Source organism: Sphingomonas sp. SL1004 (assembly GCF_057815015.1).
The window spans coordinates 483,160-501,148 of the sequence record NZ_JBYMUX010000001.1; the positions used below are offsets into that span (position 1 = coordinate 483,160).

15 protein-coding genes and 1 tRNA gene are annotated in these 17,989 nt (G+C 65.0%); 12 read left to right on the forward strand and 4 right to left on the reverse strand.

The genetic code is table 11. The features are described 5' to 3' along the window. The first annotated feature begins 30 nt into the window (after positions 1-30). The 4 genes from tig to clpX all read left to right on the forward strand — a co-directional run bounded on the left by tig (position 31) and on the right by clpX (position 5,144). Positions 31-1,689, forward strand: coding sequence for a trigger factor (gene tig / locus AC3D24_RS02245; protein ID WP_489027805.1), 1,659 nt, complete (start codon positions 31-33; stop codon positions 1,687-1,689). Between the two features lie 236 nt (positions 1,690-1,925). Beyond that, the gene (locus tag AC3D24_RS02250) at positions 1,926-2,852 is read left to right on the forward strand and encodes a glycosyltransferase family 2 protein (RefSeq protein ID WP_489027807.1); all 927 of its coding nucleotides are present in this window, start codon (positions 1,926-1,928) and stop codon (positions 2,850-2,852) included. Between the two features lie 213 nt (positions 2,853-3,065). Next, complete coding sequence (locus AC3D24_RS02255) at positions 3,066-3,755, forward strand: ATP-dependent Clp protease proteolytic subunit (RefSeq protein ID WP_489027808.1); 690 nt, start codon at positions 3,066-3,068, stop codon at positions 3,753-3,755. 123 nt (positions 3,756-3,878) lie between these two features. Next, complete coding sequence (gene clpX / locus AC3D24_RS02260) at positions 3,879-5,144, forward strand: ATP-dependent Clp protease ATP-binding subunit ClpX (protein WP_056048170.1); 1,266 nt, start codon at positions 3,879-3,881, stop codon at positions 5,142-5,144. 421 nt (positions 5,145-5,565) lie between these two features. Here the strand turns inward: clpX and AC3D24_RS02265 are convergent, their stop codons facing one another. After that, complete coding sequence (locus AC3D24_RS02265) at positions 5,566-6,024, reverse strand: hypothetical protein (protein WP_489027810.1); 459 nt, start codon at positions 6,022-6,024, stop codon at positions 5,566-5,568. A 100-nt stretch (positions 6,025-6,124) separates the two neighbouring features. On the opposite strand from AC3D24_RS02265, the gene AC3D24_RS02270 reads away from it, so the two are divergent. Next, positions 6,125-7,249, forward strand: coding sequence for a calcium:cation antiporter (locus tag AC3D24_RS02270; RefSeq protein WP_489027812.1), 1,125 nt, complete (start codon positions 6,125-6,127; stop codon positions 7,247-7,249). 2 nt (positions 7,250-7,251) lie between these two features. Here the strand turns inward: AC3D24_RS02270 and AC3D24_RS02275 are convergent, their stop codons facing one another. From AC3D24_RS02275 to AC3D24_RS02285, 3 genes are read right to left on the reverse strand one after another with little or no spacing between them, the layout of a single operon-like run. Further along, on the reverse strand, positions 7,252-7,638 hold the full coding sequence (locus AC3D24_RS02275) for a c-type cytochrome (protein WP_132741456.1): 387 nt from the start codon (positions 7,636-7,638) through the stop codon (positions 7,252-7,254). Continuing rightward, positions 7,635-7,889 (reverse strand): hypothetical protein, encoded by a 255-nt coding sequence (locus AC3D24_RS02280; RefSeq protein WP_489027814.1) that lies wholly within the window; start codon positions 7,887-7,889, stop codon positions 7,635-7,637. Before AC3D24_RS02280 ends, AC3D24_RS02275 begins: the two co-directional genes overlap by 4 nt. Before the next feature lie 56 nt (positions 7,890-7,945). After that, entirely contained in the window at positions 7,946-9,670 is a 1,725-nt protein-coding gene (locus tag AC3D24_RS02285) for a M1 family metallopeptidase (RefSeq protein WP_489027815.1), read from the reverse strand. Between the two features lie 137 nt (positions 9,671-9,807). Here AC3D24_RS02285 and lon point away from each other — a divergent pair, with 137 nt between their 5' ends. The 7 genes from lon to AC3D24_RS02320 all read left to right on the forward strand — a co-directional run bounded on the left by lon (position 9,808) and on the right by AC3D24_RS02320 (position 17,967). Next, positions 9,808-12,201: an endopeptidase La gene (lon, locus tag AC3D24_RS02290; protein ID WP_489027817.1), complete on the forward strand. Its 2,394-nt coding sequence runs from the start codon at positions 9,808-9,810 to the stop codon at positions 12,199-12,201. 128 nt (positions 12,202-12,329) lie between these two features. Beyond that, on the forward strand, positions 12,330-12,602 hold the full coding sequence (locus AC3D24_RS02295) for an HU family DNA-binding protein (RefSeq protein ID WP_131585619.1): 273 nt from the start codon (positions 12,330-12,332) through the stop codon (positions 12,600-12,602). Between the two features lie 208 nt (positions 12,603-12,810). After that, a tRNA-Val gene (locus AC3D24_RS02300) sits at positions 12,811-12,885 on the forward strand. 196 nt (positions 12,886-13,081) lie between these two features. Then, a complete protein-coding gene (locus AC3D24_RS02305) occupies positions 13,082-13,702 on the forward strand; it encodes a CerR family C-terminal domain-containing protein (protein ID WP_489027819.1) in 621 nt (206 codons plus the stop codon). Continuing rightward, positions 13,699-14,886 (forward strand): HlyD family secretion protein, encoded by a 1,188-nt coding sequence (locus AC3D24_RS02310; RefSeq protein WP_489027820.1) that lies wholly within the window; start codon positions 13,699-13,701, stop codon positions 14,884-14,886. Before AC3D24_RS02305 ends, AC3D24_RS02310 begins: the two co-directional genes overlap by 4 nt. Before the next feature lies 1 nt (position 14,887). Next, positions 14,888-16,504: a DHA2 family efflux MFS transporter permease subunit gene (locus tag AC3D24_RS02315; protein ID WP_489027822.1), complete on the forward strand. Its 1,617-nt coding sequence runs from the start codon at positions 14,888-14,890 to the stop codon at positions 16,502-16,504. Then, on the forward strand, positions 16,504-17,967 hold the full coding sequence (locus tag AC3D24_RS02320; protein ID WP_489027823.1) for an efflux transporter outer membrane subunit: 1,464 nt from the start codon (positions 16,504-16,506) through the stop codon (positions 17,965-17,967). The genes AC3D24_RS02315 and AC3D24_RS02320 overlap by 1 nt, the downstream gene beginning before the upstream one ends. Positions 17,968-17,989 lie beyond the last annotated feature (22 nt).

The following is a 17,989-nucleotide window of genomic DNA, read 5'->3' on the forward strand; positions in this document are numbered from 1 at the left end:
CCTGAATGCTCTTTTAGACAAAGGCCGGACATGCAGACTGTCGAGACGTTGAACGAGGGCCTCAAGCGCGCCTTTACGCTCACCATCACCGCGAAGGATATCGATGCCAAGGTCGATGTCGAGCTGAAGCGCCTCGCGCCGCAGATGAAGATGCCGGGCTTCCGTCCGGGCAAGGTGCCGGCGAACCTCATCCGCAAGATGCACGGCCCGGCGCTGACGCAGGACGCGCTGAACGCGGCGATCCAGGAGAGCGTCCAGACGCTCGTCGCCGAGAAGCAGCTTCGCCCCGCGATGCAGCCTTCGGTCGAGCTGGAAGACGGCTATGACCTCGGCAAGGATGCCGTGGTCAAGGTCGAGATGGAGGTCCTCCCGCAGGTTCCCGCACCCGCGATCGACGGCATCAAGCTCGAGCGCCTGACCGTGCCCGTCGCCGACGACGCGGTCACCGAGCAGCTCCAGAAGTTTGCCGACCAGCAGAAGAAGTGGGACGACGCAGCTGACGATTACGTCGCCAAGATGGGCGATCTCGTCACCGTCGATTTCGTCGGCAAGACCGCGGACGGCGTTGCGTTCGACGGCGGCACCGGCACCGACATGGGCGTCGAGCTCGGTTCGGGTCGTCTCATCCCCGGCTTCGAGGATCAGCTCGTCGGCGTGAAGACCGGCGACGACAAGGTCCTCAACGTCACCTTCCCCGAGGAGTATCAGGAGAAGTCGCTCGCAGGCCAGCCGGCGACGTTCGACATCACCGTCAAGTCGGTGAAGACCGCGGGCGAGAGCAAGATCGACGAGGATCTGGCGAAGTCGCTGGGTCTCGAGAGCCTCGAGCAGCTCACGGGGCTGTTGAAGGGTCAGATCGAGCAGGAGCATAACGGTCTCACGCGCACGCACATGAAGCGCAAGCTGCTCGACCAGCTCGCCGAGGGTCACGACTTCGAGGTTCCGCCGTCGATGGTCGAAGCCGAGTTCAACCAGATCTGGTCGCAGCTCCAGCACGAAGCCACGCACGAAGCCGATCCCGAGGCCGCGATGGCCGAGATGGAAGGCGAGCGCGACGATTACCGCAAGATCGCCGAGCGTCGCGTACGCCTTGGCCTGCTTCTGTCCGAGATCGGCCAGGCGAACGGCGTCGAGGTTTCGAACCAGGAAATGCAGCGTCTGCTCGCACAGGCGGCTCAGCAGTATCCGGCCGAGCAGCGTCAGCAGTTCATGCAGTACATCCAGCAGGAGCCGATGGCGGCCGCCCAGCTGCGTGCGCCGCTGTATGAGGACAAGGTCGTCGACTTCCTGTTCGAGAAGGCCGAGATCACCGACCGCGAAGCCACGCGCGAGGAGCTTGAGGCCGCGATCGAGAGCGAAGACGGGTTCGCTAGCGGCACGCACACGCATGATCACGACAACCACAAGCCGAAGAAGAAGGCCGCAGCCAAGAAGAAGGCAGCACCTGCCGACGACGCCGCTGCTTCGGACGAAACCGTGACGGAAGAAGCACCGGCTTCGGACGCAGCTGACGACGCTAAGCCTGCGAAGAAGGCGCCTGCCAAGAAGAAGGCGGCTCCGGTCGAAGCAGAGACCGCCGTGACGGAATCGTCGCCGGTCGCTGCCGAGAACGCAGAGGGCACCGAGGCTGCCGACGCACCGGTGAAGAAGCCGCGCACGAAGAAGGCTCCGACCAAGACCGAGGCGTAATCGTCGTGCGAGCGCCTCAGGGTTGAGGCGCTCGACCCATAATCGGGTCACTTCCCCGGCGGAGGCCGGGGCCCAGTTGGAAAGGTAGCTGTAACGGCGCGCAAAGCTCCGTTATGGACCTTCCCCAACTGGGCCCCGGCCTTCGCCGGGGAAGTGCGTTTTGGGATGGTTCGGTGACTGACGTTTCGACTGCTGCTCGATCTCCGATCCCGTCTATCAACTTCGCAGGGCAGGTCATGACCGAACCGAGAATCGCCGTCCTGCTCCCATGCTACAACGAGGACGCCGCGATCGCGCAGACGATCGCGGGCTTCCGCGCCGCGCTGCCCAGCGCCACCATCTACGTCTACGACAACAACAGCGCCGACCGCACGGTCGAGGTCGCACGCGCCGCGGGTGCCGTCGTCCGAACCGAACGCATCCAGGGCAAGGGCGCTGTCGTCCGCCGCATGTTCGCCGACATCGACGCCGATATCTACGTCATGGCCGATGGCGACGCGACCTACGACGCGGCTTCCGCCCCAAATCTGGTCGCTCGCGTCCTCGAAGAGCAGCTCGACATGGTCGTCGGCTCGCGCATCAGTCAGGTCCAGGAAAGCTATCGCCGCGGTCATCGGTTCGGCAACGCGCTGCTCACCGGTATGCTCGCCCGCCTGTTCGGCCGCAGCTTCACCGACATCCTCTCGGGTTACCGCGTCTTCTCGCGCCGGTTCGTGAAGAGTTTCCCATCGCTGTCGGCCGGGTTCGAGATCGAGACCGAGATCAGCGTCCACGCGCTCGAATTGAAGATGCCGATCGGCGAGGTCGAGACGCCCTATTACGCGCGCCCCGAAGGCTCCGAATCGAAGCTCAGCACCTACGGCGACGGCTGGCGCATCCTCCGCACGATCATGACGCTCTACCGGATCGAGCGCCCGCTCTGGTTCTTCGGTGCGATCGGCAGCGTGTTCGGCCTGCTCGCGCTGATCCTCGGCATCCCGCTGGTGCTGACGTATATCGAGATCCACCAGGTCCCGCGCTTCCCGACCGCGATCCTGATCACCGGCCTCGGCATCTTCGCTGCGCTCAACGTCTTCACCGGCCTGATCCTGGACACGGTCGTAAGAGGCCGCCGCGAAGTCCGCCGCCTGGCCTACCTGGCCTACCCCGCCCCAGGCATCTGACTCCCTCGCCCCTCCGGGGAGAGGGAAGGAGGAGCCGCTTGGCGACGGGAGGGTGAGGGGCGGTTGGCGGATCCCAACCGCCCCTCACCCTCCCACCCGCAAGCGCGGGCGGGCCCCTCCCTCTCCCCGGAGGGGCGAGGGGTTAAGCAGGGCTTGAACTCCCCTCCCGGACCGCCGATGTTAGCGGTTCACTGGGGCATAAGAGAGATTTCCATGCACAATCCGTTCGAGACCGGCGATTTCGCGAGCCCGTTGGCCAGCGCCGGGCTCGGCCTGCAGCAGACGCACGCAGGCCTGGTTCCCATCGTCATCGAGCAGTCGAACCGCGGCGAGCGTTCGTTCGACATCTTCTCGCGCCTGCTCCGCGAGCGCATCATCTTCGTGACCGGTGGCGTCGAGGACGGCATGGCCTCGCTGATCACCGCGCAGCTGCTCTTCCTCGAGTCCGAGAACCCGAAGAAGGACATCTTCATGTACATCAACTCGCCGGGCGGCGTCGTTACGGCGGGCATGGCGATCCACGACACGATGCGGTACATCCGTCCGCGCGTCGGCACCGTCTGCATCGGCCAGGCCGCCTCGATGGGCAGCTTCCTGCTCGCGAGCGGCGAGCCCGGCATGCGCGTCGCAATGACCAACGCGCGCATCATGATCCATCAGCCATCGGGTGGTGCACAGGGCATGGCCAGTGACATCGAGATCCAGGCGCGCGAGATCCTGCGCATCCGCAAGCGCATGAACGAGCTGTATTCGCAGTATACCGGCCAGCCGATCGAAGAGATCGAGCGCCGGATGGACCGCGATACGTTCCTCGAAGCGAACGAAGCGAAGGAATTCGGACTGATCGACGAGGTGTTCGACAAGCGTCCGGCGGTATCCGAGGATGCCCCGAAACCCGCTTGAACGAGACGGGCATGGGGTGAATCGTAAACCCCGCCGGTTTATTTGATTGTAGGAACTCCGGGGTGCGTTACGGTAGCGGCCCCGGAAACGGCACGTGCACCGACATGCGCGAGAGGTGATTGAATGACGAAGCTGAGCGGTGGCGACTCGAAGAGCACCCTCTATTGCTCGTTCTGCGGCAAGTCGCAGCATGAGGTGCGCAAGCTGATCGCGGGTCCAACCGTGTTCATCTGCGACGAGTGCGTCGAACTTTGCAACGACATCATCCGTGAGGAGACGAAGTCGGCGCTGGTGTCCAAGAAGGACGGCGGCGTGCCGACTCCGCAGGAGATATGCGACGTCCTCGACGATTACGTGATCGGCCAGAAGCGCGCCAAGCGCGTGCTGTCGGTGGCGGTGCACAATCATTACAAGCGGCTCAACCACGGCGCCAAGGGTGCCGATGTCGAGCTGTCCAAGTCGAACATCTTGCTGGTCGGCCCGACCGGTTGCGGCAAGACTCTGCTCGCGCAAACGCTCGCGCGCATCCTCGACGTGCCGTTCACGATGGCCGATGCGACGACGCTGACCGAAGCGGGTTACGTCGGCGAGGACGTCGAGAACATCATCCTCAAGCTGCTCCAGGCGTCGGACTACAACGTCGAGCGGGCGCAGCGCGGGATCGTCTATATCGACGAGATCGACAAGATCTCGCGCAAGGCCGAGAATCCCTCGATCACGCGCGACGTGTCGGGCGAGGGCGTACAGCAGGCCTTGCTGAAGCTGATGGAAGGTACCACCGCATCGGTGCCGCCGCAGGGTGGTCGTAAGCATCCGCAGCAGGAATTCCTGCAGGTGGATACGACCAACATCCTGTTCATCTGTGGCGGTGCGTTCTCGGGTCTCGAGAAGATCATCGGCGATCGCCTCCAAGGCAAGTCGATCGGCTTCGGCGCGTATGTCGCCGGGCCCGACGAGCGCAAGACGGGCGAGACGCTGAAGTCGGTCGAGCCCGAGGATCTGTTGAAGTTCGGGCTCATCCCCGAGTTCGTCGGCCGTCTGCCGGTGATCGCGACGCTCGAGGATCTCGATGTCGACGCGCTGGTGAAGATCCTGAAGGAGCCGAAGAACGCGCTGGTCAAGCAGTACCAGAAGCTGTTCGAGATGGAGGACGTCGCGCTCGGCTTTACCGACGACGCGCTGGTGTCGGTCGCCAAGAAGGGCATCGAACGCAAGACGGGCGCGCGCGGGCTTCGCTCGATCCTGGAGAGCATCCTGCTCGACACGATGTTCGACCTGCCCGGCATGGACGGCGTCGACGAGGTGATGATCGACAAGGACGTGATCGAAGGCCGCAAGGAACCGATCCGCGTCTATGCCGAGAAGAAGAAGACCGGCGACGCTGCTTAAGCGCGGGGTTGGTTTGGGATACGGGAAAGGGCGTCGAGCGATCGGCGCCCTTTTTCGTTTTGCCTGAGGAGGGTGGTCCGCAGAGACCGACCCACGGATGAAACTCGCGCATAAAAACCCGGTCCGTCATCCTGATTTCGTCAGGATGACGGACGGCATCAGCCTGGCAAAGATCACTTCGTTTCCCTCCTGGAAGGGGAGGTGGCAGCGCCTGGCGCTGACGGAGGGGTGACCCGCTATCGATAGGCCATCACCCTCCGTCGCTTCGCGCCTCCTCCCCTTTCCGGGGAGGATCTCGCGGCGACCCTGATCCACCACCTGGTTGTCACCCATCGCCGCCTCTGCGTCTCTCCCTCTTCCGATTGGAAGGGGAAGGAGGCCGCGGCAACATCGTGGCGGAAGGGTGGGGGCGGTCCTGTAACTACATCTGCAACGTCAAAAGCCGAGCGCGCTCCAGATCCTTTGGGCGCCCGAACAGCCTGAGCATCCCGGCTAACTCTGCGCGCTCAGGTACATAGATAGCGCACCTCTCGACAAGGACAGGCATGCGCGTCCTCGGCAAAAGCTCCGTCCACCCAGCCGCCGCCGCAACATGAAACCCCGCCATGATCTCGACGACCAGAGGTGGCGTCTTCCACCGTCCGAACAGCGTCGATCTAAAGAGCGAACTCACGTCGTCCTCGATCGGTGGGATGCCGAGCGCATCCATCAACCGCCGAGCATCGCCGACGCTCATAACCACATCGACGTCGCCTACTTCGATCGGCGTCACCCCGTGCAGCGCCACCGCAGCGCTGGAAATGACCCACCATGGAGCCTGCGCATCCCGCATCGCCTCTGCCACCATGACCAGCGTTTCGCGAAGATCGGGAGTCAGCATCACCGCAACCTAGCCGATCCTCACCCTGCCGCAATCGCGCCGACTCGGACCCTTATCGGCCCTCACGCATTCGTTATCCAAGTGGAACGAGGGAGCATGCATGACGATCGAAGTGGCCGACCGACCGACCGAACACGTGGTAGAAACAATGCCGGACCGCATGGCCCTTCCGATCTGGACGCTGATCGCCCCGGTTCTCGGCCTCGTCGCGGTCCTCGTCGGGCTCGCCAAGATGGGCACGCTCGGTACCGCAACCGCGGTGATCGTGCTGATCGGCAGCGTGCTCGCCGCCGTGCATCATGCCGAAGTGATCGCGCACAAGGTCGGTGAGCCGTTTGGCACGCTCGTCCTCGCGATCGCGGTCACCGTGATCGAGGTGTCGCTGATCGTCTCGCTGATGCTCTCCAACGCGGGCGACGCGACCACGCTCGCGCGCGACACGGTGTTCGCGGCGATCATGATCATCCTCAATTTCATCATCGGCATTTGCCTGCTCGCGGGCGCGGTGCGGCATCACGAGCAGCGGTTTACGCTCAAGGGCATGACCGCGGCGCTCGGCGTGCTCGCGGCGATGGCGGTGCTGTCGCTGATCCTGCCGAACTATACCTCGTCGACATCGGGTCCGACCTATGCGGCGTCGCAGTTGATGTTCGTCGCGGTGGTGTCGCTGATCCTCTACGGGACGTTCGTACTGGTGCAGACGGTGCGGCACCGCGATTATTTCCTGCCCTCGACCGACGACAAGGACGATCATGCCGCGCCGCCATCTGGTCGCGCGACTGGGATCGCGTTTGCCGCGCTGTTGGTCGCGCTGGTGTCGGTGGTGTTGCTCGCCAAGACGCTGTCGCCGATGATCGAGGCGGCGGTGATCGGCGCCGGCCTGCCGCTGACCGTGGTCGGCGTCGTGATCGCCGCGCTCGTGCTCGCGCCCGAAAGTCTGGCTGCCTATAAGTCGGCACGACGCAATCGGTTGCAGACCAGCCTCAATCTTGCGCTTGGCTCGGCGTTGGCGACGATCGGACTGACGATCCCGAGCGTGGCGATCGTGTCGCTGGTGCTCGACCTGCCGCTTGCGCTCGGCATCGATGCGAAGAGCATGACGCTGTTGGCTCTATCGCTGTTCGTGGCGACGCTGTCGCTTGGCACCGGGCGGACGACGGTGTTGCAGGGTGTCGTCCACCTCGTGATCTTCGCCGCCTATCTGTTCACGACTGTGGTGCCGTAAGTTCAGGGGCCCTGCGTCGACAAATAGGCGATGACGTCGGCGCGGTCCTTCGGATCGGGGAGGCCCGCAAACGCCATCGTCGTGCCGGGCACCATCTTGCGCGGGTTGGTGAGCCAGGCGTCCATGCGCTTGGCATCCCAGTTGCCGCCGAGTGCTTTCAGCCCGGCGGTGTAGGAGAAGCGTGGGCGTCGCTCGCCGATCGGGTTGCCCATGACCGCGTAGAGGTTCGGCCCATCGGTATCGCCCGCATATTGCCCGATCGTGTGGCACGCGGTGCAGCGACGGAAGACGCGTTCGCCGCTGGCGATCTGGCTGGTGGTGCCGGCGTCGGGGCTCGAACCGCAGCCGGCTAGCGCCAGTGCAAGCAAGGGCCACCGCGGCAGGGTCATTGCTTCTGGCGCGCGGCCAAGGCGAGACCGGCGGCGATCTGCACGACGGCGTAGAGGCGACGGCGGCCGGGCCGGTCGACGAAGGGCTTCACGAGTTTCTCGGTCCCGAGCGCTTCGTCTTTCCAGAGGTCGACGTGGCGGCGGGGTTGGAGGAGGCCGATCAACCCGTCCCCAACCATGAAGATCGCTGCCATCTCAGCCGCGCGAGAGGCCCAGATGTTCTCCTGCGCACGCAGGAGTCCAGGAGCCACGGGCGTCGTCTCTTGGGACCCTGGGCCCCCGTTTCCGCGGGGGAACGGTGGAGAGGTCATTGGGGCTTGGCCTTCGCAGCTTGCGCGGCTTTCCAGGCGGCGACGTCTTCCAGCGCGATACTCCGACGCAGGACCAGCGCATCCGGATCGATCACGACATGCGCGCCCGCCGGGACCGACAAGCTCGCCTTCCCCCCAGTCATCGGCAAAGTCCGCGTCTTGCCGTCGATCTGCACCTGCACCGGAAGCGGGAAGGGGCCGTTGCCCGGCACTTTCCAAGCCAAACCCAGCGTATTTCCCGTCCGCGTCTCGACCAGTTCGGGCAAAGCCGCCTGACGAAGATACACGTCGAAGAACCAGGCATAGTCCTTCCCCGTCACCTTCCGGACGAGCCCCTCATATTCCTTCGTCGACCCGAACCGCGGCGCGAAATTGCCCGGCTTCGGATCCGCGCGGCCATACACCGCGAGCCGGGTGACATCGAAGAACGCCTTGTCGCCGATCAGGCTCCGCAGCGTGTGAAGCATCCACGAGCCCTTGTAGTAGATGTCCTGCCCCGCACCGCCCTTGTCGAGTTCGTACACCTCCTCCTCGGTGGTGATGCGCTGCTGCGTGATCGGCTTGAGGTTCATGATCGAGGTGCGTTCGCCCTGCATCATAGCCGCATACCGAGCACGCCCCTCGCGCCACTGGCCATAAAGCGGCTGCATGTACGTGCCATAGCCCTCGTGCAGCCAGTAATCGTCCCAATTGGCGGCGGTCAGCTGGTTGCCGAACCACTCATGCGCGAACTCGTGCTGGAACAGCCAGTCGAACCCCTCCGGCGCCTTCGCGTACTCGTTGCCGTAGGCGTTGATCGTCTGGTGCTCCATGCCCTTGTGCGGCGTCTCGACCACGCCGAGCTTCTCGTCGCCGAACGGGTAGGGGCCGATCATGCTCTCGAAGAAATCGAGCGTCGGCGCGAACTCTGCGAACAGCTTTTCCGCCTGCGGCTTCTCGCCCGGCAGATACCAGTAATACATCGGGATGCTGTTGCCGAAGCGGCTCTTGTACGTGCCGCTGATCTCCTCATACGGCCCGACGTTCAGCGCGATCCCGTAGGTGTTGGGATGCTTGGCGCGCCAGTTCCAGGTCGTCCGGCCGTCCGCGAGCGTATCGACGCCGAGCAGGACGCCGTTCGAGGGCGCCTTCAATCCCTTCGGCACGGTGATGTGCAGCGTCACCAGCGCGGGCTCGCCGGTCGGGAAGTCGAGGCACGGCCAGAACAGGTCGCAGCCATAGCCTTCCGCGGTGGTCGCGAACCAGGTGCGGCCGTCAGGCGTCTTCGACCAGACCATCCCGTCGTCCCACGGCGCCTTCACCGCGACGTGCGGGGTGCCGCCATAGGTGATCTTTGCGGTAACCTTCCCGCCGGCTGGGACGGGCTTTGGAAGCGTGATCGTCAACCGCCCTTCGGGATTGCTCCAGGCGGAGGGTGCGAGCGGAACCCCGTCGATCGCGATCGCGCTGACTGGTAGATTGCGGTCCAGGTCGATCGGCAGTCGGGTGAAGGCGGCCTTCGCGGTGAAGACTAAGGTCGCGATCCCGTTCAGGCTCTCGGTCTCGGGCAAGACCTCGAACGCGAGGTCCGCGCTGTCGAATCGCAGCGCGGTCTGCTCCGGGCTCAGCACGCCCCCGGAGCGCTGCGTCTGCGCGGTGATCGCCGGCTCGCCTTTCTTCGGCAACGGGGCGGCGGCCAGAAGCGCGGTGGCGCTGGCGGCGAGCATGAGACGTAAAACCATGGCCCGCGTTCTTGCTTGCCCGCTCTTATGATACAAGTCCGATCAGGCGGTTGTGCCGCAACCGATTGATGGACGCGGCATCCTCACCATATAAGACCCGATAGATGCCCCCCATGCAGGCACCCACCGGAGCGTTCATGACCCAGTACCCCGTCCTTCCCCTTCGCGACATCGTCGTCTTCCCGCACATGATCGTGCCGCTGTTCGTCGGCCGCGATAAGTCCGTTGCCGCGCTCGAAGCGGCGATGGCGGCGGACAAGGAGATCTATCTCGTCGCGCAGGTCGATCCCGCAGAGGACGATCCCGCGCGCGACGACCTGTATTCGATGGGCGTGACGGCGACCGTCTTGCAGTTGTTGAAGCTCCCGGACGGCACCGTCCGCGTGCTCGTCGAGGGCAAGCAGCGCGCGACGCTGGAGACGCTAGACGAGAGCGGCGAGTTCCTGACCGCAACGGTCGAGACGGTCGCCGATGCCGAGGTCGAGGGCGCCGAAGTCACCGCGCTGATGCGCTCGGTCGTCGACCAGTTCGAGAATTACGCCAAGCTCAACCGCAAGCTCGCCTCCGAGACCGCGGTCCAGATGTCGGAGATCGAGGACGCGTCGAAGTTGTCCGACGCGGTCGTCGCCAACATCGCGATCAAGGTCGCCGAGAAGCAGGCGATGCTGATCGAGACCAACCCGTCGAAGCGTCTCGAAATGGCGATGGTCGCGATGGAGGGCGAGCTGGGCGTCCTGCAGGTCGAGAAGAAGATCAAGAGCCGCGTCAAGCGCCAGATGGAGAAGACGCAGCGCGAATATTACCTCAACGAGCAGTTGAAGGCGATCCAGCGCGAGCTCGGCAACGAGGGCGATGAAGGCGAAGGCGACGAGATCGCCGAGCTGACGCAGAAGATCGCGACGCTCAAGATGAGCAAGGAAGCGCGCTCCAAGGCGACCGGCGAGCTCAAGAAGCTCAAGACGATGGCGCCGATGAGCGCCGAGGCGACCGTCGTGCGCAATTATCTCGACGTCCTGCTCGGGCTCCCCTGGGGCAAGAAGTCGAAGATCAAGAAGGACATCGCCGCCGCACAGGTGACGCTGGACGAGGATCATTATGCGCTCGAGAAGGTCAAGGACCGGATCGTCGAGTATCTCGCCGTGCAGGCGCGCACCAACAAGCTGAAGGGGCCGATCCTGTGCCTCGTCGGGCCCCCGGGGGTCGGCAAGACCTCGCTCGGCAAGTCGATCGCCAAGGCGACCGGACGCGAGTTCATCCGCCAGTCGCTCGGCGGCGTGCGTGACGAAGCCGAGATCCGGGGGCATCGCCGGACGTATATCGGCTCGCTGCCGGGCAAGATCGTGACGAACCTCAAAAAGGCCGGCACGTCGAACCCGCTGTTCCTGCTGGACGAGATCGACAAGCTCGGACAGGATTTCCGCGGTGACCCTGCGTCGGCGCTGCTCGAGGTGCTCGACCCGGAACAGAACGGCAAGTTCCAGGATCATTATCTGGAGGTCGACATCGACCTGTCGGACGTGATGTTCGTCTGCACGGCGAATACGCTGAACCTGCCGCAGGCTTTGCTCGATCGCATGGAGATCATCCGTCTGGAGGGGTACACCGAGGACGAGAAGGTCGAGATCGCCGAGCGGCATCTCGTCGAGAAGCAGATCGAGGCACACGGCCTGAAGCCAGGCGAATTTACGCTGACGCAGGAGGGGCTTCGTACGCTCATCCAGCAGTACACGCGTGAGGCCGGCGTGCGTACGCTCGAGCGCGAGATCGCGAAGCTGTGCCGCAAGGCGTTGCGTCAGATTCTCGAGAACAAGACGACCAGCGTCACGATTACGCCCGAGAACATCGGCGAATATGCCGGCGTGCAGAAATATCGTCATGGCCTGGGTGAGACCGAAAACCAGATCGGTGCGGTTACGGGGCTCGCGTGGACCGAGGTCGGCGGCGAATTGCTGACGATCGAGAGCGTCACTGTGTCCGGCAAGGGCGCTGCCAAGCTCACGGGTACGCTCGGCGACGTGATGAAGGAGTCGATCGAAACCGCGTTCAGCTATGTGAAGGCGCGCGCGCCCAGCTACGGGATCAAGCCGTCGCTGTTCAACCGCAAGGACATCCACATCCATCTGCCCGAGGGGGCGACTCCGAAGGATGGCCCGTCGGCCGGCGTTGGGATCGTGACGTCGATCGTGTCGACGATGACTGGGGTGCCGGTGCGGCGCGAGGTGGCGATGACCGGCGAAGTGACGCTGCGTGGTCGCGTGCTGCCGATCGGCGGGCTCAAGGAAAAGCTGCTGGCAGCGCTGCGTGGCGGGATCGAGACGGTGCTGATCCCGGCGGAGAACGAGAAGGACCTCGCGGAGATCCCGGCGAACATCAAGGCGGGGCTGAAGATCATCCCCGTTTCGCATGTCGACGAAGTGCTACGTCTGGCGCTGACCGAGCCGCTGGTGGCCATCGAGTGGACCGACGCGGACGAGCTGGCCGCGCTGCCTCCGGCACCGATCGCGCCGGTCGGGGGTGGCCTTCACCACTGATCCATGTTTGCATTACAGGCAATGATGCGGCGGTTTCGTTTGACACCAGACGGGGCCGCCGCATTATTGTCGGCTGACTGCGGCCGTGATTCTATCGCGGCCGAATTGAGACTTTCCCGGGGGACTATATGAACAAGCAGGAACTGATCGCGACGGTTGCCGACACGTCCGGGCTCGTAAAGGCCGACGCGACCAAGGCCGTCGAGGCAGTATTCGACGCGATCGAAGCGTCGCTGAAGAAAGGCGACGAGGTTCGCCTGGTCGGTTTCGGCACGTTTTCGATCTCCAAGCGCAAGGCATCGACTGGCCGCAACCCGCGCACCGGCGAGCCGATGACGATCAAGGCGTCGACCCAGCCGAAGTTCAAGGCCGGCAAGGGCCTGAAGGACGCGGTGAACTAACAAGCCCTCGATCCTCCCCCGCCAGGGGGAGGTGGCTGGCGCTTGCCAGACGGAGGGGGAGGTTAGAGACGACCTCTACTCCGTGTCCTCCCCCTCCGTCGCCTTCGGCGCCACCTCCCCCTTGCGGGGCAGGATCGATGGGATCGTCGTCAAAAGGGCTGGACAGGCAGGCGCGGCCTGCCTAAAGGCCCGCTTCCGAACGAGTTTCGGGCGCGTAGCTCAGCGGTAGAGCACACCCTTCACACGGGTGGGGTCACAGGTTCAATCCCTGTCGCGCCCACCAGATTTACGCCGGTCTTCTCCTTGAGAAGGCTGGCGTTTCTGTGTCTGGCGTGCTGCCTTCTTCTCCTCCCTTCCCACGAAGGGCGGGGAGGAACGTCCGATCGAGCCCAGCCAACCCTGTCCCAAATGACGGATTGTTCATTAGGATCATTCGTTCGATCGAATTATCCGCACAGCGAATGGTTCAGTCCCGACTCTTGGACATCGCGATCAGCGAATTCGGCACCAAGGGGCTGGAGGGGGCGAGCACGCGCGGGATCGCGGCGGCGGCGGGCACGGCGATGTCCTCGATCACCTATCACTACGGTGGCAAGGAAGGCCTCTACCTCGCGGCGGCCGACCGGATCGCCGAGCGCATGTCCACCGTGATGGGCGGTCCGACCGAACTGGCGGCATATCTCTCGACGTCCGACGTCGACGAAGCGCGGTTCCAGATCCACCGCATCCTTGGCCGGCTCGCCGACAAGATGGCGAGTAGCGAGAGCGCCGACTGGACGCTGTTCGTGCTGCGCGAGCAGATGAACCCGGGCGAGGCGTTCGACCGTATCTATGGCGGCGTGATGGGGCAGATGGTTCGCAGACTCAGCGACCTCGTCTGCATCGCCACCGGGTGTCGCGAGATACGCACCGGGCGGATCGCGACGATCACCTTGATGGGGCAGGTGATCGCGTTGCGCGCGAGCCGCGCCACCTGTCTCAAGTTGCTCGAGCGCGAGACGCTGGAGCCTGCCGATATCGTCGAGATCAAGGCGCGGATCGACGCCAATATCGACGCCATCCTCGATTCGATGCGTGCTGCAGAACAGGGCCAGGCATGACCGACCAGAACACTCATTCCGACACCGACCACGACGACGAGGATCGCAAGCCCGATCCGCACAGCGAGGACCAGCAGTCGGACACGGAACAGCAGGACGAGTCTCAAGAGGACGAATCTGAAGAGGACGAGGCTGACAAGAAGCCGTCGGTGTTCAAGAAGCCGCTGTTCTGGATCATCCTCGTCATCGTCGTCGGCGGGCTGATCATCGGCGGGGTGCTCTACTGGCTGCACGCACGGCAGTTCGAATCGACCGACGATGCGTTCGTCGACACGCACATCGTCCGCCTTGCGCCACAAGTCGCGGGGACGCTGGTGCAGGTCGCCGACATCGACAACCGCCACGTTGAGGCAGGGCGCCTGCTCGCGGTGATCAAGGCGTCGGGTCGCGATGCGCAGGTCGCCGAGGCGCAGGCAAACGAATCGCAGGCCCGCGCACAGTTCGCGCAGGCGCAGGCGCAGGTCACCGCCGCCGAGGCGCAACGCCAGCAGGCCGCCGCCCAGGCGCGCGTGCCGATGGCGGCTGCGATCAAGGCGCAGCAAGATCTGGCACGGTACGAGGCGTTGCTCCGGCTCGACCCCAACGCGGTCGCAGGGCAGCAGCTCGATCAGGCCCGCTCGACCGCCCGCCAGACCGCCGCCGATGCCGCCGCCGCGCGCGAGCAGATCGACACCGCCGCGGCGCAGATCGCGGTCGCACGGAAGCAGGTCGGTGCCGCCAGGTCGGTGATCGACGCCAAGCGTGCACTGGTCGATCAGGCCAATGTCAGCATCAGCGATCTCCGCCTGACCGCGCCGGTCGCGGGGCAGGTGGTCAACCGCTCGGTCAATATCGGCTCGTACGTCGCGCCCGGCACGCAGCTCATGGCGATCGTCCCCGACCAGATGTGGGTCACGGCGAACTTCAAGGAAACGCAGCTCACGCTGATGAAGATCGGCCAGCCCGTCGACATCCATGTCGACGCGTATCCCGGCGTCGACTTCAAGGGTCATGTCGACTCGATCCAGCGCGGCGCCGGCCAGGCGTTCGCCTTGCTGCCGCCGCAGAACGCGACCGGCAATTACGTGAAGGTCGTCCAGCGCGTTCCCGTGCGGATCGTGTTCGATGCGAAGAACGGCCCCGATCCTAAACGCTATCCGATCGGCCCCGGCATGTCGGTGGTGCCGACCGTCAAGGTCCGCTGAGGTGGCGAAAGCTCCTGCGAAAGTCGATGCGGGAGGCGGTCACACATGGTCGCCGAGCCGGTCGGCGGCGGGCAAGTACAGCCCGTGGCTGATCGTCGCGATCATCTCGATCCCGACTTTCATGGAGGTGCTCGACACCTCGATCGCCAACGTCGCGCTCGATCATATCTCGGGCGGGCTGTCGATCACCACCGATCAGGCGACGTGGGTGCTCACCAGCTACCTGGTCGCCAATGCGATCGTCATCCCGATCTCAGGCTGGCTGTCTGACGCGATCGGGCGGAAGCGCTATTTCCTGCTCTCGATCGCGCTGTTCACGCTCGCATCGCTGCTCTGCGGCCTCGCGCCGAACATCGGTACGCTGGTTGTCGCGCGCGTGCTGCAAGGTATTGGCGGCGGCGGATTGGCGCCGGTCGAGCAGTCGATCCTCGCCGACACCTTCCCGCCGAAACAACGCGGGATGGCGTTCGCCGCCTTCGCGATCGTCGTCGTCGTCGGCCCCGTGCTCGGGCCGACGCTCGGCGGCTACATCGTCGAATATTCGAGTTGGCACTGGGTGTTCCTGATCAACGTCCCGGTCGGCATCGCCGCGTGGTTCCTGGTAGAGACGTTCGTCGATGAACCGGACCAGGTGAAGAAGGACCGCGACGAGCGGTTCAAGAACGGCCTGACGATCGATTACGTCGGCGTCGCACTGGTGGCGCTCGGGCTCGGCTTCCTCGAACTCACCTTCGATCGCGGCGAGCGCGAGGACTGGTTCGCGAGCGGCTTCATCGTCATGTCGGCGATCATCGCCGCGGTGTCGCTGGTGACCCTCGTCATCTGGGAGCTGAATCACAAGGACCCGGTGATCGACCTCAAGCTGATGAAGAACCGCAACTTCGCGCTGACGATCGGCGTGATGGGCGTCACCGGCATGATCCTGTTCGGCACCACGCAGCTTATTCCGCAGATGCTGCAACAGGTGCTCGGCTACAGCTCGCTCGACGCCGGGCTCGCGCTGACCGCCGGCGGTCTGGCGACGCTTGTCATGGTGCCGTTCGCGGGCCGGCTGAGCGGGCTGGTCGACGTCCGCTTCCTGCTGTTCCCGGCGTTGCTGGTGCAGGCGTTCGCGCTGTGGAACATGAGCCACCTGACCGCCGACATCGCGTTCTCCGATGCGGCGTTCGCGCGGCTGTTCCAGGCGATGGCGCTGCCGTTCCTGTTCGTGCCGATCAACGCAATCGCCTATGTCGGTCTCAAGCAGACGCAGACCGCGCAGGCGTCGAGCCTGCTCAACGTCTCGCGCAACCTGGGCGGCACGATCGGCATCTGTTTCGCGCAGACCCAGCTCGCAGGTGGCTTGCAGCGGCATCAGTTGGAACTGACGCAGACGCTCAACCCGCTCGATCCGAACTATAACGACTGGATTCAGAAGGCGGCGAGCGTGTTCGGCGGGCAGGGCGATGCGACGACGCCTCTGGCCGTTCTCTACAGCCAGATGCAGCGGCAGGCGACGATGCTCGCGTTCCTCGACGTGTTCCGCGCGATGATGGTGGTCGTGCTGTGCGTCGCGCCACTGGTTCTATTCATGCGCTCCGGCAAGACCGGCGGCGCGCCCTCGGGAGGGATGCATTGATGCGTGCGCGGTTCATGGTGGTTGCGGTTGCAGCCCTGCTCGCGGGGTGCACCGTCGGCCCGAACTACACCCCGCCGGAGATGGCGGTGCCGCCGGCATTCGTGGGTCCGCAGGCCACAGTTGGGACGACGGTCGATCCGGCCCGCTGGTGGTCGGCATTCGGCGATCCGCAGCTGGACGGCCTCGTCGAGCGCGCGCTGAAGGGCAACCCCGACATCGCCATCGCAGCCTCGCGCGTGCGACAGGCACGGTTGCAGGAAATCGTCGCACGCTCGCAAGGGTTGCCGAGCGTCAACGCCAGCGCCAGCCCGAGCCATATCGAGTTCAGCAAGAACGCCGGCCTCTCGTCGATCGCGCGCGCGTTCAGCGGCGGTACGGGGGCGGGCGGCACCGGCTCGACCGGCGGCATCGCTCTCCCCGGCAGCGGGATCACGACCTACTCGGTCGGCTTCGACGCAAGCTGGGAGCTCGATCTGTTCGGTGGCGTCCGCCGCAGCACCGAAGGCGCTCGGGCGCGGACCGAAGCGGCGGTCTGGTCGAAGCGCGACGCGGCTGTGACGCTCGCCGCCGAAGTCGCGCAGGCGTATTTCGCGCTCCGGCTCGACCAGGCACAGCTCGCGACGATCGAGGGCGAGATCGCCAACCAGCAACGCGCGCTGACGATCGCGGGTAACATCGCCAAGGTCGGCCTCGTCCCGCCGATCGACGTGACCCGTCAGCGTGCCTCGATCACCGCGACGCAGGCGCGCGCCGAGCCGGTCCGTGCCGATATTGACGTCCGCATGCACGCGCTGGCGATCCTGCTTGGCGAGCCGCCCGCGACGTTGATGACCGAACTGGCGGCGCCGTCGGTCGCGCCGCTCGGTGTGCCGTCGATCCCGGCCGGGTTGCCTTCGGAGCTGCTGCGGCGTCGTCCCGACATCCGCGCGGCCGAGCGCGATCTCGCGGCGTCGACCGCGGATATCGGTGTCGCGGTCGCGGATATGTATCCGAAGTTCAGCCTTACCGGCATGAGCCAGTTGATATCGACCGCGCTCGGCAACCTGTTCTCGGGCGACAGCCTCCAGCTGACGGCGAGCGGTGCCGCACAGTTCCCGCTGCTCGACTGGGGCCGACGCAAGTCGACCGTGAAGTCTCGCGAGGAAGATCGTGAGCAGGCGTATCTCCGCTATCGCTCGACCGTGTTGCAGGCGTTGCGCGACGTCGAGGATCCGCTCGCACAGATCGCTGCCGAGCGGCGCCGGAACACCGCGTTGCAACGCGCCGTGGTGGATGCGCAGAGCAGCGCCAAGGCGGCGGAGTCGCAGTACCGCACCGGCTTCGTTGCGCAAGATACGCTGCTGAATGCGGAAACCGACGTGCTGTCGGCGCGCGAGCAGCTGGTGACGAGCGACGCGCAGTTGCGGCAGCTGACGGTGGCGCTGTTCAAGGCGCTGGGGGGCGGTTGGGAGCAGGCGGAATAGGCGATGCCGCCCTCCCGGCGCT

Excerpts from the sequence above, each read along its gene's own strand:
- tig (WP_489027805.1), top strand. The coding sequence starts at position 31 with ATGCAGACTGTCGAGACGTTGAACGAGGGCCTCAAGCGCGCCTTTACG.
- AC3D24_RS02250 (WP_489027807.1), top strand. The coding sequence starts at position 1,926 with ATGACCGAACCGAGAATCGCCGTCCTGCTCCCATGCTACAACGAGGAC.
- AC3D24_RS02255 (WP_489027808.1), top strand. The coding sequence starts at position 3,066 with ATGCACAATCCGTTCGAGACCGGCGATTTCGCGAGCCCGTTGGCCAGC.
- clpX (WP_056048170.1), top strand. The coding sequence starts at position 3,879 with ATGACGAAGCTGAGCGGTGGCGACTCGAAGAGCACCCTCTATTGCTCG.
- AC3D24_RS02265 (WP_489027810.1), bottom strand. The coding sequence starts at position 6,024 with ATGCTGACTCCCGATCTTCGCGAAACGCTGGTCATGGTGGCAGAGGCG.
- AC3D24_RS02270 (WP_489027812.1), top strand. The coding sequence starts at position 6,125 with ATGACGATCGAAGTGGCCGACCGACCGACCGAACACGTGGTAGAAACA.
- AC3D24_RS02275 (WP_132741456.1), bottom strand. The coding sequence starts at position 7,638 with ATGACCCTGCCGCGGTGGCCCTTGCTTGCACTGGCGCTAGCCGGCTGC.
- AC3D24_RS02285 (WP_489027815.1), bottom strand. The coding sequence starts at position 9,670 with ATGGTTTTACGTCTCATGCTCGCCGCCAGCGCCACCGCGCTTCTGGCC.
- lon (WP_489027817.1), top strand. The coding sequence starts at position 9,808 with ATGACCCAGTACCCCGTCCTTCCCCTTCGCGACATCGTCGTCTTCCCG.
- AC3D24_RS02295 (WP_131585619.1), top strand. The coding sequence starts at position 12,330 with ATGAACAAGCAGGAACTGATCGCGACGGTTGCCGACACGTCCGGGCTC.
- AC3D24_RS02310 (WP_489027820.1), top strand. The coding sequence starts at position 13,699 with ATGACCGACCAGAACACTCATTCCGACACCGACCACGACGACGAGGAT.
- AC3D24_RS02320 (WP_489027823.1), top strand. The coding sequence starts at position 16,504 with ATGCGTGCGCGGTTCATGGTGGTTGCGGTTGCAGCCCTGCTCGCGGGG.